Source organism: Streptomyces sp. NPDC001515, from assembly GCF_053597115.1.
Genome location: NZ_JBSFHN010000041.1, coordinates 24,794 through 42,828, shown reverse-complemented (window position 1 = coordinate 42,828; position 18,035 = coordinate 24,794). Strand labels below are relative to the sequence as shown.

Sequence of the window (18,035 nt, the reverse complement as noted above, 5' to 3'; positions counted from 1 at the left end):
CGGAGGACGGGGCGGGTCTCAGGCGGCTTCGCGCCGCAGCTGCCGCGGCACCCGGATCGGGCGCGAACCCGCGCCCCCGGCGTGCGAGAACGGCTGCATCCTCCAGTCGAGCCCCTGCGGCAGCGTCAGCAGCTGGGCCGCCTCCGGCTGCGCCCCCGCCGACTCGTCCGCGGGCCGCGCCTCCGACGCGGCGCGGCCGGTACCGGCGCACACGGTCAGGACGAACGGGTTCCACGCGGTCGGGCACAGGGCGTGCTCGGGGAGCACGTCCTCGTCCGCGAGGAGCGCGATGGGCTGCGCGCAGTCCGGGCAGACCACCCGGTAGATCTCGAACGTGTCGTACGCGTCGGGAGCCGTGTCCTCGAACGGATCAACAGGCTCCGGTTCAGTACGTCCGGTGAGCTTCATGCTCTGCATGGGATGTTCCCCCCTCGGGTGGGCCGACATGGCGCCGCGGCCGCGACCACAGCAAGCACTTCCCGTCGGGAATCCGCCGTAATCGCGAGGCGCCCGGCTACCGACCCGTAAACCTGTGGCATTCGTCACACCGCTGCCGCAGGCGCCCCTCCCGGCCGCTCACGGCTGTGCCTGGAGGGCCCTGGGCCATAGATTGATCCATATGGAGGAGCTGGACCGTCACATCGTGGAGTTGCTCGTCAAGGACGGGCGGATGAGCTACACCGACCTGGGCAAGGCCACCGGCCTGTCCACCTCGGCCGTTCATCAGCGCGTCCGCAGGCTGGAGCAGCGCGGGGTGATCCGCGGCTATGCCGCGGTCGTCGACCCCGAGGCCGTCGGTCTGCCCCTGACCGCGTTCATCTCGGTGAAGCCCTTCGACCCGAGCGCCCCCGACGACATCGCGGACCGGCTCGCGGGCGTCCCGGAGCTGGAGGCCTGCCACAGCGTCGCCGGCGACGAGAACTACATCCTCAAGGTGCGCGTGGCCAGCCCCCTGGAGCTGGAGAACCTGCTCACCCGGATCCGCTCGCTGGCCGGCGTCTCCACCCGCACCACCGTCGTCCTCTCGACGCCCTACGAGGCGCGGCCGCCGCGGATCTGAGCCCCTCGGGGGACCGGCGGCGGGCCCACGAGGGGGTCGCGCACGGCGCGCGCCCCCGCAGGCGGGAGACTGGTGCCCATGACCGAGAGCACCGCCCCCCAGAGCGAACACCGCACCGTGCTGCTGCGCGGTGGAGACGTCCACAGCCCCGCCGACCCCTTCGCCACCGCCATGGTGGTCGAACGCGGCCATGTCGCCTGGGTGGGCTCCGAAGGGGCCGCCGACGCCTTCGCGAGCGGCGTGGACGAGGTGATCGACCTCGAAGGCGCCCTGGTGACCCCGGCGTTCACCGACGCGCACGTCCACACCACCTCGACGGGGCTGGCCCTGACCGGTCTCGACCTCTCCGGCACCCGCGGCCTGGCGGAGGCGCTGGAGCGCGTCACGGCCCATGCGGCGGCGCACCCCGCCGACCGGGTCGTCCTCGGCCACGGCTGGGACGCCACGCGCTGGCCGGAGGGGCGCGCGCCCTCCCGCGCCGAACTGGACGCCGCCGCTCCGGGCCGGCCGGTCTATCTGCCCCGCATCGACGTGCACTCGGCGGTCGTGACCACCGCGCTGCTCGACCTCGTCCCCGGTGTCGCCTCGATGACCGGCTACCGGCCCGACGGGCCGCTGACCGGCGCCGCCCACCACGCCGTGCGCGCCGCCGCGCACGCCGCCGTCTCGCCCGCGCAGCGCGCCGCCGCCCAGCGGGCCGCGCTGGACCGGGCGGCGTCCCTCGGCATCGGCACGGTGCACGAGTGCGGCGGCCCGGACATCTCCGACGAGGAGGACTTCACCGCCCTGCTGCGCCTCGCCGCCGAACACCCCGGCCCCCGGGTCTTCGGCTACTGGGCCGAGCGGGTCGGGGACGAGAAGGACGCGCGGCGGGTACGGGAACTGGGCGCCGTCGGCGCGGCCGGCGACCTCTTCGTCGACGGCTCCCTCGGCTCGCACACGGCCTGCCTGCACGCGCCCTACGCGGACGCGCCGGGCACCGGCACCGCCCATCTGGACGCCGCGCAGATCGCCGCCCACACCGCGGCCTGCACCGAGGCCGGGCTCCAGGCCGGCTTCCACGCCATCGGCGACGCGGCGCTCTCCGCGGTGGTCGAAGGGGTCAGGACGGCGGCCGCGAAGGTCGGCCTCGCCCGGGTCCGGGCCGCCCGGCACCGGGTCGAGCACGCCGAGATGCTCACCCCCGAGACCGTGGCCGCCTTCGCGGAACTGGGGCTCACCGCCTCCGTCCAGCCGGCCTTCGACGCGGCCTGGGGCGGCTCGGACGGGATGTACGCCGCGCGGCTGGGCGCCGAGCGGGCCGGGACGCTCAACCCGTACGCCGCGCTCCTGAGGGCCGGTGTGCCGCTCGCGTTCGGCTCGGACAGCCCGGTGACCCCGCTGGACCCCTGGGGGACCGTGCGCGCCGCCGCCTTCCACCGCACGCCGGAGCACCGGATCTCCGTACGCGCCGCCTTCACCGCCCATACGCGCGGCGGCTGGCGGGCCCTGGGCCGCGACGACGCCGGGACCCTGGTGCCGGGCGCCCCGGCCGACTACGCGGTCTGGCGGACCGACGAGCTGGTGGTCCAGGCGCCGGACGACCGGGTGGCCCGCTGGTCGACCGACCCGAGGTCGGGGACGCCCGGTCTCCCGGACCTGACCCCGGGTGCCGAACTCCCGGTCTGCCTGCGCACGGTTGTCTTCGGACAAACGGTCTACGTACGACCGAACGAGTGACGTCGGGACATTCCGTACCGCCGGCCGAGCGCGCCCCGGCTCTCCCGCGACCTGGGGATCTTCGGGACTGACCAGGGAGTTTCGGTCAATGGTGCAGGTCAGACACCTATTGACAGGATGTGCCCATCGGCCGGTAGGTTCGGCCGAGTCCACCACAGGACGTCCGACCGGTTGGGCCTCCACGCAGTCGTCGAACGCCGCTGGGTCACGGGGTGGTGTGCCGCACCGGCGCACCATCACTGACAGCCAGGTTCAGCGCCCGCGCCTCGGGGGCGAGGGAAGGTTTCAGCCGGACGGAGGTGCGACCCGGGTGGGGCCCGGACGTTCAGTAGACAACGGCTCTAGGTCGACCCGCAGCCAGCGGGTCCCAGGTCGGCCCGAAGGGCGCCGGGCCCCGATCCGCAGTTCTGTCCGTACTTCGGCTCTTCTGTCCGCCGGAGCCCGCCGCCTCGCCCGACCGGGTCGGCCGGTGACCGCGCCGCGCTCGATATGGTGTGCATCTGCGTACGGACTTAAGGGGCAGTAAGTGAACGACGGCGGTCAGAGGCGATACGGCCCGCTCGGCAGAACCCTGGTGATCATTCCGACCTACAACGAGGCCGAGAACATCAAGCCGATCGTCAGCCGGGTGCGCGCCGCCGTGCCGGAGGCCGACATCCTGGTCGCCGACGACAACAGCCCCGACGGCACCGGCAAGCTCGCCGACGAGATCGCGGCGGCCGACGACCAGGTCCACGTCTTGCACCGCAAGGGCAAGGAGGGCCTCGGCGCGGCCTATCTGGCGGGCTTCCGCTGGGGCATGGACCACGACTACGGCGTCCTCGTCGAGATGGACGCCGACGGCTCCCACCAGCCCGAGGAACTGCCCCGGCTGCTGACCGCCCTCAAGGGCGCCGACCTGGTGCTCGGCTCCCGCTGGGTCCCCGGCGGTCGCGTGGTCAACTGGCCCAAGTCCCGCGAGATGATCTCCCGCGGCGGCAGCACCTACTCCCGGCTGCTGCTCGGGCTGCGCACCCGGGACGTGACCGGCGGTTACCGGGCCTTCCGCGCGGAGACCCTCAAGGGCATCGGGCTGGACGAGGTCGCCTCGCAGGGCTACTGCTTCCAGGTCGACCTGGCCCGGCGCTCGATCGAGGCCGGCTACCACGTCGTCGAGGTCCCGATCACCTTCGTGGACCGCGAGGTCGGCGACTCCAAGATGAGCCGCGACATCCTCGTCGAGGCGCTCTGGCGCGTGACGGCCTGGGGCGTCACCACCCGCGCCAACAAGGTGCTCGGCCGCCGCCCGTCCTGAGCGCCGGGCCGGCCGCCAGGCCCCCTTACCGCGTCCGGACGTGAGTCCAGGCACACTGGGGACATGACGACCGGTATCCCGCCCTCGCCCACCCGTGGACGTTCGCGCGCCCGCACATTCGTCCCGCTCGCCGTCGCCGCCTGGGCGGTGCTGGAGATCTGGCTGCTCATCGTGGTGGCCGACGCGGCCGGCGGATTCACGGTGCTGCTGCTCCTGGCCGCCGGGGTGGTGCTGGGCGCGGCGGTGATGAAGCGGGCGGGCCGCCGGGCCTTCCGCAACCTCACCGAGACGCTCCAGCGGATGCCGGGGCAGCCGGGTGCCGACGGCTCCACCCCCGCTCCGGCGTCGGGCACCCGGGGCAACGGCTTCCTGATGCTCGGCGGGCTGCTGATCATGATTCCGGGGATGATCTCGGACGTGGCCGGGCTGCTGCTCCTGATCCCGCCGGTCCGCTCGGCCCTCAGCCGGTACGCGGAGCGCTCCCTGGAGCGCCGGATGAACGCGGCTCCCGCCGGAAGCTTCCCGGGCGCCTTCCAGCAGGCCCGGATGCACCGCCCGGACGGCAAGGTGGTCCCGGGAGAGGTCGTCCGCGACGAGCCCGCCCGCCCGGACGACGAGCCACGGCCGCCGCTCACCCGCTGAACGGCTCGCGGGCCCGCCGAGGGCTTGGGAGCGGCAACGAGCCGAGGGCCGCGACACGGTGTGTGTCGCGGCCCTCGGCTCTGTCGTCGCGGTCGGTCCGCCCGGTCAGGCGGACTTCCTGCTGTCCCGCGGATGCACGGCGATGTTCATGGCGCCGGAGCGCAGGACGGCCAGCCGCTCGGCCAGCACCTCCTCCAGCTCCTCGCGCGTGCGCCGCTCCATGAGCATGTCCCAGTGCGTACGCGCAGGCTTGCCCTTCTTCTCCTCGGGGCCATCCCCGTCCACCAGGAGTGCCTGGGCGCCGCACGCCTTGCACTCCCACTCCGGCGGAATTTCCGCCTCTACCGAGAACGGCATCTCGAATCGATGTCCGTTCTGGCATGCGTACTCCACCGCCTGGCGCGGGGCCAGATCGATGCCGCGGTCCGTCTCGTAGCTGGTAACCACGAGTCGCGTGCCGCGGAGAGCTCGCTCACTCATGAATCGTGCCTCCCGGGCTTGTCGCCCACAGGACAGGTGTCGCTGTCGTCGTCATCCGGTCAACGTCCGGTCGGCGGCAAAGATTCCCGTTGCCGGTCATGCGTCGCCCGTCGTGCCGCTAGCTGTTTCAGGTCTGCGAGTGTTCTCGTACCCGCCCATGCCCGGTTTGTCACCTCTGGCGGAAGTTGTCACCCGGTGTTTCGGGTTCTTCCCCTCGCAGTAACGCTCCTCCGGACAGGCCAAAGGCGTACACTACCGGCCTTTCACTTCAACGTCTAAATCCGTTCGGGTACGGGATTCCCCGCCGCCGCCACGGCCCGCCGGACCGGCACCCTGGCGAGCAGGACCGAACCGACGAGGAAGAACACCACCAGCGAGATGATCGCGTCCCGGTAGCTGCCGGTCAGCTGGTAGGCGAGCCCGAAGACCAGCGGCCCGAGCCAGCTCAGCCCGCGGTCGCTCATCTCGTACGCCGAGAAGTACTCCGCCTCCTTGCCGCGCGGCACCAGATGCGAGAACAGCGAGCGGGAGAGCGCCTGGCTGCCGCCCAGCACCAGGCCGATCGCCGCGGCCAGCACATAGAAGAAGACCGGTGACTCCGCGGGCAGGAAGTACCCGGCGACCAGGATCAGGGTCCAGACGGCCAGCGAGCCGAGGACGGTGTGCTTCGCGCCGTACACCCGGGCCAGCCGGCCCATGGCCAGCGCCCCGGCGACCGCCAGGATCTGGACCAGCAGGACCGCCGTGATCAGTGTCGTCTGGCCGAGGCCCAGCTCCTCGGAGCCGAACACGGACGCCTGCGAGATCACCGTCTGCACCCCGTCGTTGTAGACCAGGTACGCCAGCAGGAACGCCAGGGTGAGCGGGTGGTTCCGCATGTCCCGCAGCGTGGCCCGCACCTGCTTCCAGCCGGATCCGACCCCGCCCGTGCCCGCCGGGCGGCCGCCCTCGGGTCCGGTGCGGCGGTCGCGCAGCCGGCGCAGCGGAATCACCGTGAAGGCGCCCCACCACACCCCGGCCGAGGCCAGGCAGATGCGTACCGCCTCCGACTCCGACAGGCCGAAGGAGTCGTGGCCGGTGTAGAGGACCAGGTTCAGGACCAGGACCAGTGCCCCCGAGGTGTAGCCGAAGGCCCAGCCCCGGGAGGAGACCGCGTCCCGTTCCTCGGGCCCGGCGATCTGCGGCAGATAGGCGTTGTAGAGCACCATCGACACCGAGATCGAGGCGTTGGCCACGATCAGGAGCAGCAGGCCCAGCAGGTAGCGGTGGCCGTCCAGGAAGAACATCGCGGCGGTCGCCGTGGCGCCCGTGTACGCCGCCGCCGCGAGCAGTGGCTTCTTGCGCCCGCTGCGGTCGGCCGCCGCGCCCGCGATCGGCATCAGGACCACCGCGACCACGAGCGAGGCGGAGACCCCGTACGCGAACACCGAGCCGGCCCGGACCGGGATGCCGAGCGGGTGGACGTACCCGTCGGCGTCGGCGGCGGCCTTGGCGACCGAGGTGAGATAGGGGCCGAGGAACACCGTCAGGACGCTCGTCGAATAGACGGAGCAGGCGAAGTCGTAGAAGTACCAGCCGCGCTGCTCGCGCCTGCGGTCCTCGGCCGCCCCGGCCCCCGTGTCCGCCCCTGCGGCGGTGTCCGCGGTCTCGGCGCTCATCGCCCACCCCTCGTCGCTGCCCGTGGAGACGTCACCGGGCCGGCGTCAGGCCCAGGCCCCCCGGTCGCTCAGCACCGTGCGCAGCGTCTCGATGTGATCGGTCATGATGCCATCCACGCCGAGGTCCAGGAGCGCCGCCATCCGATCCGGTTCGTTCACCGTCCACACGTGCACCTGGAGCCCGCGCGCGTGCGCCGCGCGCACGAACCGCCGGTCCACGACCCGGATGCCGCCCTGGCTCTCCGGGACCTGCGCGCAGACCGCTCCCGCCCGGACCGCGGCCGGGACGCCGTACGAGCGCAGCCGCAGCCCGAGGACGCCCCGGACGCCGTAGGAGGTGGCCAGCCGGGGGCCCGCCAGCCGGTGGGCCCTGGCCACCCGCGCCTCCGAGAACGAGCCGACGCACACCCGGTCCCAGCAGCCCGTCCGGCGGATCAGCTCCACCAGGGGGGCGAGCGCGGACTCCGCCTTGATGTCGACGTTCCACCGGGCGCCGGGGAACTCCTCCAGCAGCTCCTCGAACAGCGGCAGCGGCTCGCGCCCGGCGACCCGCGCCCGCCGTATCTCGCTCCAGGGCAGCTCCGCCAGCCGGCCCCGGGCGTCGGTGACCCGGTCGAGGGTGGTGTCGTGGAAGGCGATGAGCCGGCCGTCGGCCGAGGTGTGCACATCGGTCTCGAAGTAGCGGTATCCGGCGCCGGCGGCGCGGCGGAAGGCGGCCGCCGTGTTCTCGATGCCGTCGGCGGCCCCGCCGCGGTGGGCGAACGGGAGGGGGCCCGGGTGGTCCAGGTAGGGGTGGCGTTGGTCGGTCACCGCGGCAGTATGGCCCCTCCCGGTGTCCGGCCGGCGACCGCGGTGCCACCGCCGTCGGAGATCGCGAAGAACCGCAGGAAGAACTGGGCGAGCGGTCCGATGGCCAGGGCGTACAGGACGGTGCCCGCGCCCAGCGAGCCGCCGAGCAGGAAGCCGGTGGCCACGACCGCGATCTCGATCGCCGTGCGGACCAGCCGGATCGAGCGGCCGGTGAGCCGGTGGAGCCCGGTCATCAGGCCGTCGCGGGGGCCGGGCCCCAGCCGGGCGGCGATGTAGAGGCCCGTCGCCACCCCGTTGAGGACGATCCCGGCGGCCATCACCCCGGTCCGCGCGAGGGTCCCGTGTGCCTCGGGCACGAGGGCGAGGGTGCCGTCCATGGCGAGGCCGACGACGAAGACGTTGGAGACGGTGCCGAGGCCGGGCCGCTGCCTGAGGGGTATCCAGAGCAGCAGCACGACCGCCCCGACGGCGATCGAGACGGCGCCGATGCTGATGTCCGTCCGCTCCGCGATGCCCTGGTGCAGGACCCCCCAGGGCTCCAGCCCGAGCCCGGCGACGACCAGCAGCGCCGAACTCGCCCCGTACAGGGCCAGTCCGGCGTACAGCTGACCGAGCCGCCTGGCGAGGTGGCTCCCGCGCGGTGGAGCGGAACTGGACATGGTGCCCCCTGGTGTGGTGGTCGTGGACTGCCGCATGTCACTCTGTGGCAGGGGATTGGCTGCCGAATACGGCCAATCCGAGGAAGGTGGACTGATTCATATGGCGCAGTGGACCTCGGCCGTCGGCGCGGCACAGCTCGCACGTCAGCTGCACGCCCAGCAGCCCCGGCCCGCCGGCCCCGGCACCCGCAGGCCGCCCGCCTACCGGGCGCTCGCCGACGGTGTCCGGCTGCTCGTCCTGGAGGGCAGGGTCCCGGTCGCCGCCCGGCTGCCCGCGGAGCGCGAACTGGCCCTGGCGCTCTCCGTCAGCAGGACCACGGTCGCCGCCGCCTACGAGGCGCTGCGTTCCGAGGGCTTCCTGGAGTCGCGGCGCGGCGCCGGCAGCTGGACGGCGGTGCCCGCGGGCAATCCGCTGCCCGCCCGGGGGCTCGAACCGCTGCCCCCCGAGGCGCTGGGTTCGATGATCGACCTGGGCTGCGCCTCACTGCCCGCCCCGGAGCCCTGGCTGACCCGGGCCGTCCAGGGCGCCCTGGAGGAGCTGCCCCCGTACGCCCACACCCACGGCGACTATCCGGCCGGGCTCCCCGCGCTGCGGCAGATGATCGCCGACCGGTACACCGAGCGCGGCATCCCGACCATGCCCGAGCAGATCATGGTCACCACCGGGGCGATGGGCGCCATCGACGCGATCTGCCATCTGTTCGCGGGGCGCGGCGAGCGGATCGCGGTGGAGTCCCCGAGCTACGCCAACATCCTCCAGCTGATGCGGGAGGCCGGTGCCCGGCTGGTGCCGGTGGCCATGGAGGAGGGGCTCGGCGGCTGGGACATGAACCGCTGGCGCCAGGTGCTGCGCGACGCGGCCCCGAGGCTCGCGTACGTCGTGGCCGACTTCCACAACCCCACCGGGGCGCTGGCCGACGAGGACCGCCGCCGCGCGCTGGTGGACGCCGCCCGCTCGGCCGGCACGGTGCTGGTCGTCGACGAGACGATGAACGAGCTGTATCTGGACGAGGACGTGGACATGCCCCGCCGGGTCTGCGCCTTCGACCCGGCGGGGAGCACGGTCCTCACGGTGGGTTCGGCCAGCAAGGCGTTCTGGGCGGGCATGCGCATCGGCTGGGTGCGCGCGGCGCCGGACGTGATCCGCAGCCTGGTGGCCGCCCGCGCGTACGCCGACATGGGCACCCCGGTCCTGGAGCAGCTGGCCGTCAACTGGCTGATGCGCACCGGGGGCTGGGAGCAGGCCGTGGGTCTGCGCCGGGAGCAGGCGCGCGAGAACCGCGACGCGCTCGTGGCGGCGGTGCGCCGGGAGCTCCCCGACTGGGAGTTCGCCGTGCCGCGCGGCGGGCTGACGCTCTGGGTCCGCACCGGCGGCCTCTCCGGCTCGCGCCTCGCGGTGGCGGGGGAGCGCGTCGGGGTCCGGGTGCCGTCCGGGCCGAGGTTCGGGGTCGACGGGGCCTTCGAGGGCTATGTCCGGCTGCCGTTCACCGTCGGCGGGCCGGTGGCCGACGAGGCCGCGCAGCGGCTGGCGGCCGCCGCCCGGCTGGTGGGCTCCGGAGCGGGCGCGGGCGCGGAGTCGCCCCGTACGTTCGTGGCCTGAGGGTGTGAGCGCGTTGCACGCGAAGAGGCCCGAGGACCGTACGGTCCTCGGGCCTCTTCGCCCACCATTCAGTCGCTGAGGGCCAGGCCCTCCACGCCGACCGAGGCGGTGACGGAGTCGCCGGTGGCCGGGTCGGGCAGGCTCGCCTCGACGGCCGTGCGGCGCGCGGGGAGCAGATCGAGGACGGCCCGGCGCTGCGCCTCGCTCGTCGCGTCGTCGTACGGGTCGGGCGTGGCCGGCACCTGGACGCGCAGCACCGGGCCGGTGCCCAGGCGCGCGTAGCCACGGCCCGGGGGGACGTCCGGGGGCGGGGTGGTGTGCGGTCCGAGGCCGAGGACGGACTCGATCTGGTCCGGGGTGCAGTGGCCCAGCACCACCCGGGCCCTGGTGTGGGAGCGGACGGTCGCGTTCAGCCCGTCGAGGCCGTCGAACTGCTCGGTCATCACCACGGTGACGCCCGCCGCCCGGCCGTGCCGCAGCGGGACCTGGAGCAGCTCCTGCGGGTCGGGGCCGCCGTCGGCCGAGGCGAGGTGGCCGAGCACGCTCGGCCGGTCCAGCAGGATCCAGAGCGGGCGGCGGATGTCCTCGGGGGCGGGCCGGCCGGCCTGCCGGGCGCGGTCGGCCTCGATCAGCCGCCGTTCGGTCTCGGTGGCCGCCCACTCCAGTGTGGACAGCGCCCCGGCCAGCCCGCATTCGACGGCCAGGACCCCTTCGCGCCCGGTGAAGCAGGCGTACTCACCGGTGCCGCTGCCCTCGACGATGAGGATGTCGCCGTGCTGGAGGGCCTGGAGGGCGACGGAGCGCAGCAGGGTGCTGGTGCCGCTGCCGGGCTGGCCCACGACGAGCAGATGGGGCTCGGTGGAGCGCAGTCCGGTGCGCCAGACCACGCCGGGCGCGTCCCGGGTGCCCTCGCCGTCGGTGACCGGCACGGTGCGCGGTGCCGCGTCGTCGTCCGTGAAGCCGAGGACGGTCTCGCCGGGGGCGGTGACGAAGCGCTGGGCGGTGACGGAGGTCGGCAGCGGGTCGAGCACGCTCATCACCAGCCGGTTGCCCTCCTCGTCCCAGTCGAAGCGGTACTCCCGGCCGCGCCCGGACTTGGCGTGCAGCAACTGCTCGATCCGGGCCCGGGAGGCGGGCTCGCTGTCGGGGAAGTAGGCGGGGTAGGCGACCCGCAGCCGGCTGATCCGGCCGTCGCCGTCGAAGGCGTAGTCGCTGAAGACCTGCTCCCAGTCTCCGCCGTGGGCGAACAGCGGACCGGGGTCGTCGGGGGTGGAGAACGAGGGGACGAGCGCCTCGTACAGGGCCCGCAGGCGTCCGGTCTCGGCCTCGTCGGGACCCGTCTTCACGGGGGTGCGCTCGCGGCCCGTCCACGCGGCGGCGCCCATCACCGCGGCCAGGGCGAAGAACGGTCCGTACGGGACGAGCGCGACCACGAGGACGCAGGCCGCGACGAGGAACAGCGTGGGGCCACGCCGGTCCTTGGGTGTCGCGGCCCACTTCTGCCGTCCTGCACCGGCCAGCAGCCGCAGACCACGCGTGATCATGATCAGCGGATGGAGCACGTCGGTGGCGCTGTCGGCGGCCGTGCGCGCGAACTCGCGACCGCGAGTGATCGAAGCGCTGCCGCTGCTCAGAATGCGGGGGAGTGGTCGCCGGGCCACGTCTGTCTCCTGAGGGGGTGGGAACGGGGGTTGAGGATCAGAACTTGATCCCGCCCAGGAGTCCGGCCAGGCTCGCGCCGCCCGCGGTGATGCTCGGTGCGATGGCGGTTCCGGCCAGGTAGAAGCCGAACAGGGCGGTGACGAGGGCGTGCGACGCCTTGAGCCCGTCCTTCCTGAAGAACAGGAAGACGATGATGCCGAGGATGACGACGCCTGACATGGAAAGGATCATGAGTGGTTCTCCTGGTTGGGGGGACAGTCACCATGAGTCCTTCCAAGCTCACCGGAAGTATCTATAGGATAAAAGTCGCAATCGGGTGAAAAGTCGGTTTTTTCACTGGAGTGGCGTACGGGTGAGCGGCTCGGGGCGGGGTGCGGGGCCGTGCGCCCGCCGTCGTCACCCGACGTGATCTTTTGCCATGGGCGGGCCGGGGTAGATGAGCCTGCGGGCAGTACCCTGTCGATTCACTCGTCCGGCCCCGCACGGGGCGGGGCCCGGGATGTCCACGGTCAACGGAAGGCGGTCCACGATGAGCGAAGCACCCGATCCCGAGGTGATCGAACTGGCGGCCAAGGTCTTCGACCTGGCCCGCAAGGGCGACGCCGACGCGCTCGCCGCCTACGTCGACGCCGGAGTCCCGGCCGACCTCTGCAACGACCGGGGCGACACCCTCCTCATGCTCGCCGCCTACCACGGCCACGCCCCCGCCGTCGTCGCCCTCGCCGGCCGCGGCGCCGACCCCGACCGTGCCAACGACCGCGGCCAGACACCGCTCGCCGGAGCCGTCTTCAAGGGCGAGGACGAGGTGATCAAGGCCCTCCTCGACGCGGGCGCCGATCCGGCGGCCGGAACCCCCTCCGCCGTGGACACCGCCCGCATGTTCGGCAAGGCCGACCTGCTGGAACTCTTCGGTACGCGCTGAAGGGGGTTCGCCGTAAATGTGGTCGCGGTGGCGAAATGGCTGGGTCATCATGACGTCGCGGGCCCGATCAGGGTCACTCGACGAGAGGCAGAGGAAGATGCTCTACACCAAGCGGAAGACGGCGGTCGGCCGATCATGTTGCTGCGCTGCCTAGTGCCCACCCGGCACGTGGAACTGCACAGTCCCGGTTGCGTCGACAGCTTGATGTGAGGCCTTTCCCATGTTCGATCCGTTCATAGCGCCGAGCGGCACCCTGCTCGGCCTGCTGCAGAGGGGCCGCGGCGACGGCACCCTGCACGCGCTCGCCGCACCCCGCCCCGAGGCCCTGGCGGCCCTCAACCACTGCGTCCTCAGCGACCCGCGCCACGACTGGCAGGTCGAGAACCGCTCCTTGTACTACGCACGCCTCTATCTCGACCTCGACGGCGGGATCGAGGAGATCGAGCGGCACCTGTTCGACGCCGACGACCACCTCGACACGGAGGACTCACGGACCGGCCTCGCGCTGTCCGTCCTGGGGCACCTCGCCTCGTACGGACGCGAGGACGCCCTCGCCCTGCTGCGGCGCTACACCGCGACCGGCGCCAACTGGGCCTGGGCCCTGGACGAGCTCGCGCTCCGTGACGACGACGCCGGACTGCGCTCGCTCGCCGCCCCCGTCCTCGGCCGCTTCCCCGACACCGACGAGGGCCGCGCCGAACTGGCCGCCACCGTCCGCGACGCCTACGAGCCACGCCCCTGGCGGCTGTGGGCCGACGATCCGCGCCCCTTCGTGGGCGCCCGGGTCCGCGCCGCGTCCGAACAGGGCTCCTTCGACCGCTGGCAGCGCCAGATGCGTCCCGGCGGGCCACGCCCCGGCTGGAGCGTCGGCTCGGTCCTCGACTGGGCGCAGGAAGGACTCGACCGGGGCGCCGCGCTCCACGTCCCCGCCGCCCGCTGCCTCTCCGCCGTCGCCGGCCCCGAGGACCGGCCCGTGATCGTGGAGGCCGCCCGCAGCGGTCCGGACGGCGCCCGCTGCGCCGCCCTCCACTACCTCGCCGCCGAGGTCCGCGACCCGGCCGTGCTCGACCTGATCGAGACGGCGGCCGCCGACGCCTCCCGCACCGTCGCCGAGGCGGCCGTCGCCGCCTTCGAGCGGATGTGCGGCGACGCCGCGGTGGAACGGGCCCGCCGCTGGGCCCGCCGCCCCGACGCGCTGGGCGCCTCCGCCGCCGGGGTGCTGGCCGGCCGGGGCACCGCCGCCGACGCCCCGCTCGTCCTCGGCGCCCTGCGCGACGCCGTACGCGGCGAAGGCCCCGACGCGCCCCGGCTGTGGACCCTCGTCGACGGCGCCGGACGGCTCGGCATCGTCTGCGCCGCACCCGTCCTGCGCCACGTCTACCGGGAGACCTCCTCCTCCCAGCTGCGCGGCCGGGCCGCCCGCGCCCTCGCCGCCACCGACCCCTCCTTCGCCACCGGCTTCGCCGTCGAATGCCTCTGGGACTGCGAGGAGACGACCCGCGAGGTCGCCGCCCGCCACGCGGAGACCGGCGACATCAGGGTGGCCGAAAGACTGCGCCGACTGGCCGCCGATCCCGCCGAGGAGGCCGAGGTCCAGTCTGCGGTGCGCAGCAGGATCGGGCCGGACGCCCCGGCCGTCTGACCGCCCCGGACACCGGCCGGGAACCGTACGAGGAGCAGCGCGTCGGGGGCGCGCCGCCCCGCTCCGTACCACCCCTGCGGCCCGCGACACCCGGGCCCCGCCCCACCGCTCCTGCGCCCGGACCGACGACGGCGGCGCCACTATGGAGGCATGACCGGACGCTGGGAGTTCTGGATCGACCGCGGCGGCACGTTCACCGACGTGGTGGGCAAAGACCCCGACGGCCGCCTGGTCACCCGCAAGCTCCTCTCCCACGACCCCGACCGCTACCGCGACGCCGCGGTGGCCGGAATCCGTCTGATGCTCGGCATCGGTCCCGGCGAACCCGTGCCGGCCGACCGGGTCTCCGCCGTCAAGATGGGCACCACCGTCGCCACCAACGCCCTGCTGGAGCGGCGCGGCGAACCCACCGTCCTCGTCATCACCCAGGGCTTCCGCGACGCGCTGCGCATCGCCTACCAGAACCGCCCCCGCCTCTTCGACCGGCGCATCCTCCTCCCGGAGGCCCTCTACGAGCGGGTCATCGAGGTCCCCGAACGCGTCGGCGCGCGCGGCGAGACCGTCCGGCCGCTCGACCCGGGCCCGGTCGCCGAACGGCTGCGGGCGGCACGCGCCGACGGCATGGCCGCGGCGGCCGTCGTCCTCCTGCACGGCTACCGCCACCCGGCCCACGAGAAGGCCGTCGCCGCCGAGGCCCGCGCGGCCGGATTCCCCCAGGTCAGCTGCTCCCACGAGGTCAGCCCGCTGATCAAGCTGGTGCCGCGCGGCGACACCACCGTCGTGGACGCCTACCTCTCGCCGATCCTGCGCCGGTACGTCGACGGGATCGCCGCCGAACTCGACGGCATCCGCCTGATGTTCATGCAGTCCAACGGCGGTCTGCGCGAGGCCGCCCACTTCCGGGGCAAGGACGCGGTGCTCTCGGGACCGGCCGGAGGCGTCGTCGGCATGGCCCGGACCTCCGGACAGGCCGGCCACGACCGGGTCATCGGCTTCGACATGGGTGGCACCTCCACCGACGTCTCCCACTACGCCGGCGCCTTCGAACGCGAACTGGGCACCGAGGTCGCGGGCGTCCGGATGCGCGCCCCCATGATGAGCATCCACACCGTCGCCGCGGGCGGCGGCTCCGTCCTCCACTTCGACGGCAGCCGCTTCCGGGTCGGACCCGACTCGGCGGGCGCGGACCCCGGACCGGCCTGCTACCGCAAGGGCGGACCGCTCACCGTCACCGACGCCCAGGTGATGCTCGGCCGGATCGGGCCCGCCCACTTCCCCGCCGTCTTCGGCCCGGACGGCGACCTGCCGCTGGACGCCGGGCTCGTGCGCGAGCGCTTCGAGGAGCTGGCCGACGAGGTCGCCCGCACCACCGGGACCAGGCGGTCGGCGGCGGCCACCGCCGCGGGCTTCCTGGAGATCGCCGTCCTGAACACCGCCAACGCGGTCAAACGGATCTCCGTGCAGCGCGGCCACGACATCACCCGCTACGCCCTCACCGGCTTCGGCGGCGCCGGCGGCCAGCTCGTCTGCGCCGTCGCCGACGCCCTCGGCATCGACACCGTCCTCGTCCCCCCGCTGGCCGGCGTCCTCTCCGCGTACGGCATCGGCCTGGCCGACGCCACCGCCATGCGCGAGCGATCCGTCGAGGCGCCCCTGGACCACGCCGCCCCGGACCGGCTGTCCGCGCTGGACGCGGAGCTGGCCGCCCGCACCCGCGCCGACCTGCGGGCCGACGGCGTACCCGACCGGGACATCACCACCCGGACCCGCGTCCTGCTGCGCTACGAGGGCACCGACGCGAGCCTGCCCGTCGACCTGGGCACCCCGGCCGCCATGACCGGGGCGTTCACCGACGAGCACCGCGCACGCTACGGCTTCACCATGGACCGGGCGCTGGTCGTCGAGACCGTCTCCGTCGAGGCGACCGGCAGGGCGGGGGAGCGGTCCGCACCGCGCACACCCGGCCCCGGACCGGACGACGGCCCCGGCCCGCGACCTCCCGAAACCGCGCGGATGTACGCCGGGGACCGCTGGCGGGACGCCGCGCTCCACCGCCGGGCGGACCTGCGGCCCGCGGACACCGTGACGGGACCCGCCGTCGTCGCCGAACCGGACGCCACCACCGTCGTGGACCCCGGCTGGCAGGCCGTCCTCGGCGACAACGGACATCTGGTCCTCACCCGTGCCGTACCCCGCCCCGAGCGCCGGGCCGTCGGCACCCGCGTCGACCCGGTGATGCTGGAGGTCTTCAACAACCTCTTCATGTCCATCGCCGAGCAGATGGGCGTGCGCCTGGAGAACACCGCCCGTTCCGTCAACATCAAGGAGCGGCTCGACTTCTCCTGCGCCCTGTTCGACGCCGAGGGGAATCTGATCGCCAACGCCCCGCACATCCCCGTGCACCTGGGCTCCATGGGCGAGTCCATCAAGGAGGTGCTGCGGCGCGACGCCGACGACCTGCGCCCCGGCGACGTGTACGCCATCAACGACCCGTACCACGGCGGCACCCATCTGCCCGACGTCACCGTGGTCACCCCGGTCTTCGACGAGACGGACGGCGCGCCCGTCCTGCGGTTCCTGGTCGCCTCGCGCGGCCACCACGCCGAGATCGGCGGCATCACCCCCGGCTCCATGCCGGCCTTCAGCCGCACCGTCGACGAGGAGGGGGTCCTCTTCGACAACTGGCTCCTGGTCCGCGACGGAACCTTCCGCGAGGAGGAGACCCGGCACCTGCTCACCACCGCCCCGCACCCCTCCCGCGACCCCGGGACCAACCTCGCCGACCTCCGCGCCCAGATCGCCGCCAACGAGAAGGGCATCGCCGAACTGCGCCGGATGACCGACCGGTTCGGGGCCGACGCCGTCCGCGCCTACATGGGTCACGTGCAGGACAACGCCGAGGAGTCCGTACGCCGCATCCTCGCCGGCCTCCACGACGGCCACTGCCGCTACGAGACCGACAACGGCGCGGTCATCGAAGTGACCCTGACCGTCGACCGCGAGGCCCGCAGCGCGGTCGTCGACTTCACCGGTACCTCGCCGCAGCAGCCCGGCAACTTCAACGCCCCCAAGTCCGTCGTCATGGCCGCGGTGCTGTACGTGTTCCGGACCCTGGTGGACGACGACATCCCTCTCAACAGCGGTTGCCTCACCCCGTTGGACATCCGGATCCCCGAGGGCTCCATGCTCTCGCCGCTGCCCCCGGCGGCCACCGTCGCCGGGAACGTGGAGACCTCCCAGGCCGTCACCGGGGCGCTCTACGCCGCCCTGGGCGTCCAGGCCGAGGGCTCGGGGACCATGAACAACCTCACCTTCGGCAACGACCGCGTGCAGTACTACGAGACCGTGGCCAGCGGCTCCGGCGCCGGAGCCGACTTCGACGGCACCGACGCCGTGCAGACCCACATGACCAACTCGCGCCTCACCGACCCGGAGATCCTGGAGTGGCGCTACCCGGTCCGGCTGGACTCCTTCGAGATCCGCGAGGACGGCGGCGGGCGGGGGCGGCACCGGGGCGGGCGGGGCGTGGAGCGCCGGATGCGCTTCCTCGAACCCGTCACCGCCACCCTGCTCTCCCAGCACCGCCGCGTCCCGCCGTACGGCATGGCGGGCGGGGAACCGGGAGCCCTGGGCAGCCAGCACGTCGAACGGGCCGACGGCACCCGCACCCCGCTGGACGGCTGCGACACCGTCGAACTGGCGGCCGGTGACGTCCTGGTCGTCCGCACCCCCGGCGGCGGCGGGTACGGGACACCGCCGCGTGACGAACCGGGCGGGGTGCCTGGCGAACCGGGTGGCGGGGCCTGACGAACCGGGTGGCGGGGCCTGACCGAGTCCGGGGCAACGGGTCGCATCTGCGCCGTTTCGACCGTTGTCAGTCCGAGGAC

At 73.6% G+C, this 18,035-nt stretch carries 15 protein-coding genes; 8 read left to right on the top strand and 7 right to left on the bottom strand.

The features are described 5' to 3' along the window. Positions 1–18: 18 nt before the first annotated feature. On the bottom strand, positions 19–417 hold the full coding sequence (locus ACWCXC_RS32460) for a hypothetical protein (RefSeq protein WP_450683904.1): 399 nt from the start codon (positions 415–417) through the stop codon (positions 19–21). A gap of 202 nt (positions 418–619) precedes the next feature. Between ACWCXC_RS32460 and ACWCXC_RS32455 the strand changes: the two genes are divergently transcribed. From ACWCXC_RS32455 to fxsA, 4 genes are all read left to right on the top strand, one after another. Beyond that, positions 620–1,060, top strand: a complete 441-nt coding sequence (locus ACWCXC_RS32455; RefSeq protein WP_450891368.1) for an Lrp/AsnC family transcriptional regulator — start codon at positions 620–622, stop codon at positions 1,058–1,060. 78 nt (positions 1,061–1,138) lie between these two features. Beyond that, positions 1,139–2,779, top strand: a complete 1,641-nt coding sequence (locus tag ACWCXC_RS32450; protein ID WP_450891367.1) for an amidohydrolase — start codon at positions 1,139–1,141, stop codon at positions 2,777–2,779. Between the two features lie 526 nt (positions 2,780–3,305). Continuing rightward, complete coding sequence (locus tag ACWCXC_RS32445; RefSeq protein ID WP_450683906.1) at positions 3,306–4,073, top strand: polyprenol monophosphomannose synthase; 768 nt, start codon at positions 3,306–3,308, stop codon at positions 4,071–4,073. Positions 4,074–4,136: 63 nt separating this feature from the next. Further along, on the top strand, positions 4,137–4,715 hold the full coding sequence (gene fxsA / locus ACWCXC_RS32440; RefSeq protein WP_450683907.1) for an FxsA family membrane protein: 579 nt from the start codon (positions 4,137–4,139) through the stop codon (positions 4,713–4,715). A 105-nt stretch (positions 4,716–4,820) separates the two neighbouring features. Here fxsA and ACWCXC_RS32435 read toward each other — a convergent pair whose 3' ends face one another. From ACWCXC_RS32435 to yczE, 4 genes are all read right to left on the bottom strand, one after another. After that, positions 4,821–5,195 carry an RNA polymerase-binding protein RbpA gene (locus ACWCXC_RS32435; RefSeq protein ID WP_003959706.1) on the bottom strand — a complete coding sequence of 125 codons (375 nt, stop codon included), beginning with the start codon at positions 5,193–5,195 and terminating at the stop codon, positions 4,821–4,823. A 275-nt stretch (positions 5,196–5,470) separates the two neighbouring features. Continuing rightward, positions 5,471–6,853 (bottom strand): MFS transporter, encoded by a 1,383-nt coding sequence (locus ACWCXC_RS32430; protein WP_450891366.1) that lies wholly within the window; start codon positions 6,851–6,853, stop codon positions 5,471–5,473. Between the two features lie 45 nt (positions 6,854–6,898). After that, complete coding sequence (locus ACWCXC_RS32425; RefSeq protein WP_450683909.1) at positions 6,899–7,663, bottom strand: glycerophosphodiester phosphodiesterase family protein; 765 nt, start codon at positions 7,661–7,663, stop codon at positions 6,899–6,901. Beyond that, a complete protein-coding gene (gene yczE, locus ACWCXC_RS32420; RefSeq protein WP_450683910.1) occupies positions 7,660–8,322 on the bottom strand; it encodes a membrane protein YczE in 663 nt (220 codons plus the stop codon). Before yczE ends, ACWCXC_RS32425 begins: the two co-directional genes overlap by 4 nt. A gap of 100 nt (positions 8,323–8,422) precedes the next feature. Here yczE and ACWCXC_RS32415 point away from each other — a divergent pair, with 100 nt between their 5' ends. Next, positions 8,423–9,922 carry an SCO1417 family MocR-like transcription factor gene (locus ACWCXC_RS32415; protein WP_450683911.1) on the top strand — a complete coding sequence of 500 codons (1,500 nt, stop codon included), beginning with the start codon at positions 8,423–8,425 and terminating at the stop codon, positions 9,920–9,922. Positions 9,923–9,990: 68 nt separating this feature from the next. On the opposite strand, the gene ACWCXC_RS32410 is transcribed toward ACWCXC_RS32415, so the two are convergent. Beyond that, on the bottom strand, positions 9,991–11,583 hold the full coding sequence (locus ACWCXC_RS32410; RefSeq protein WP_450683912.1) for a hypothetical protein: 1,593 nt from the start codon (positions 11,581–11,583) through the stop codon (positions 9,991–9,993). Positions 11,584–11,620: 37 nt separating this feature from the next. Beyond that, on the bottom strand, positions 11,621–11,815 hold the full coding sequence (locus ACWCXC_RS32405) for a hypothetical protein (protein WP_018103962.1): 195 nt from the start codon (positions 11,813–11,815) through the stop codon (positions 11,621–11,623). 298 nt (positions 11,816–12,113) lie between these two features. Here ACWCXC_RS32405 and ACWCXC_RS32400 point away from each other — a divergent pair, with 298 nt between their 5' ends. From ACWCXC_RS32400 to ACWCXC_RS32390, 3 genes are all read left to right on the top strand, one after another. After that, positions 12,114–12,506, top strand: coding sequence for an ankyrin repeat domain-containing protein (locus tag ACWCXC_RS32400; RefSeq protein WP_450683913.1), 393 nt, complete (start codon positions 12,114–12,116; stop codon positions 12,504–12,506). 220 nt (positions 12,507–12,726) lie between these two features. Next, entirely contained in the window at positions 12,727–14,148 is a 1,422-nt protein-coding gene (locus ACWCXC_RS32395) for a HEAT repeat domain-containing protein (RefSeq protein ID WP_450891365.1), read from the top strand. 150 nt (positions 14,149–14,298) lie between these two features. Continuing rightward, the gene (locus tag ACWCXC_RS32390) at positions 14,299–17,955 is read left to right on the top strand and encodes a hydantoinase B/oxoprolinase family protein (protein ID WP_450891364.1); all 3,657 of its coding nucleotides are present in this window, start codon (positions 14,299–14,301) and stop codon (positions 17,953–17,955) included. The last annotated feature ends 80 nt before the right edge of the window (positions 17,956–18,035 follow it).

Excerpts from the sequence above, each read along its gene's own strand:
- ACWCXC_RS32460 (WP_450683904.1), bottom strand. The coding sequence starts at position 417 with ATGCAGAGCATGAAGCTCACCGGACGTACTGAACCGGAGCCTGTTGAT.
- ACWCXC_RS32455 (WP_450891368.1), top strand. The coding sequence starts at position 620 with ATGGAGGAGCTGGACCGTCACATCGTGGAGTTGCTCGTCAAGGACGGG.
- ACWCXC_RS32450 (WP_450891367.1), top strand. The coding sequence starts at position 1,139 with ATGACCGAGAGCACCGCCCCCCAGAGCGAACACCGCACCGTGCTGCTG.
- fxsA (WP_450683907.1), top strand. The coding sequence starts at position 4,137 with ATGACGACCGGTATCCCGCCCTCGCCCACCCGTGGACGTTCGCGCGCC.
- ACWCXC_RS32435 (WP_003959706.1), bottom strand. The coding sequence starts at position 5,195 with ATGAGTGAGCGAGCTCTCCGCGGCACGCGACTCGTGGTTACCAGCTAC.
- ACWCXC_RS32430 (WP_450891366.1), bottom strand. The coding sequence starts at position 6,853 with ATGAGCGCCGAGACCGCGGACACCGCCGCAGGGGCGGACACGGGGGCC.
- yczE (WP_450683910.1), bottom strand. The coding sequence starts at position 8,322 with ATGTCCAGTTCCGCTCCACCGCGCGGGAGCCACCTCGCCAGGCGGCTC.
- ACWCXC_RS32415 (WP_450683911.1), top strand. The coding sequence starts at position 8,423 with ATGGCGCAGTGGACCTCGGCCGTCGGCGCGGCACAGCTCGCACGTCAG.
- ACWCXC_RS32405 (WP_018103962.1), bottom strand. The coding sequence starts at position 11,815 with ATGATCCTTTCCATGTCAGGCGTCGTCATCCTCGGCATCATCGTCTTC.
- ACWCXC_RS32400 (WP_450683913.1), top strand. The coding sequence starts at position 12,114 with ATGAGCGAAGCACCCGATCCCGAGGTGATCGAACTGGCGGCCAAGGTC.
- ACWCXC_RS32395 (WP_450891365.1), top strand. The coding sequence starts at position 12,727 with ATGTTCGATCCGTTCATAGCGCCGAGCGGCACCCTGCTCGGCCTGCTG.
- ACWCXC_RS32390 (WP_450891364.1), top strand. The coding sequence starts at position 14,299 with ATGACCGGACGCTGGGAGTTCTGGATCGACCGCGGCGGCACGTTCACC.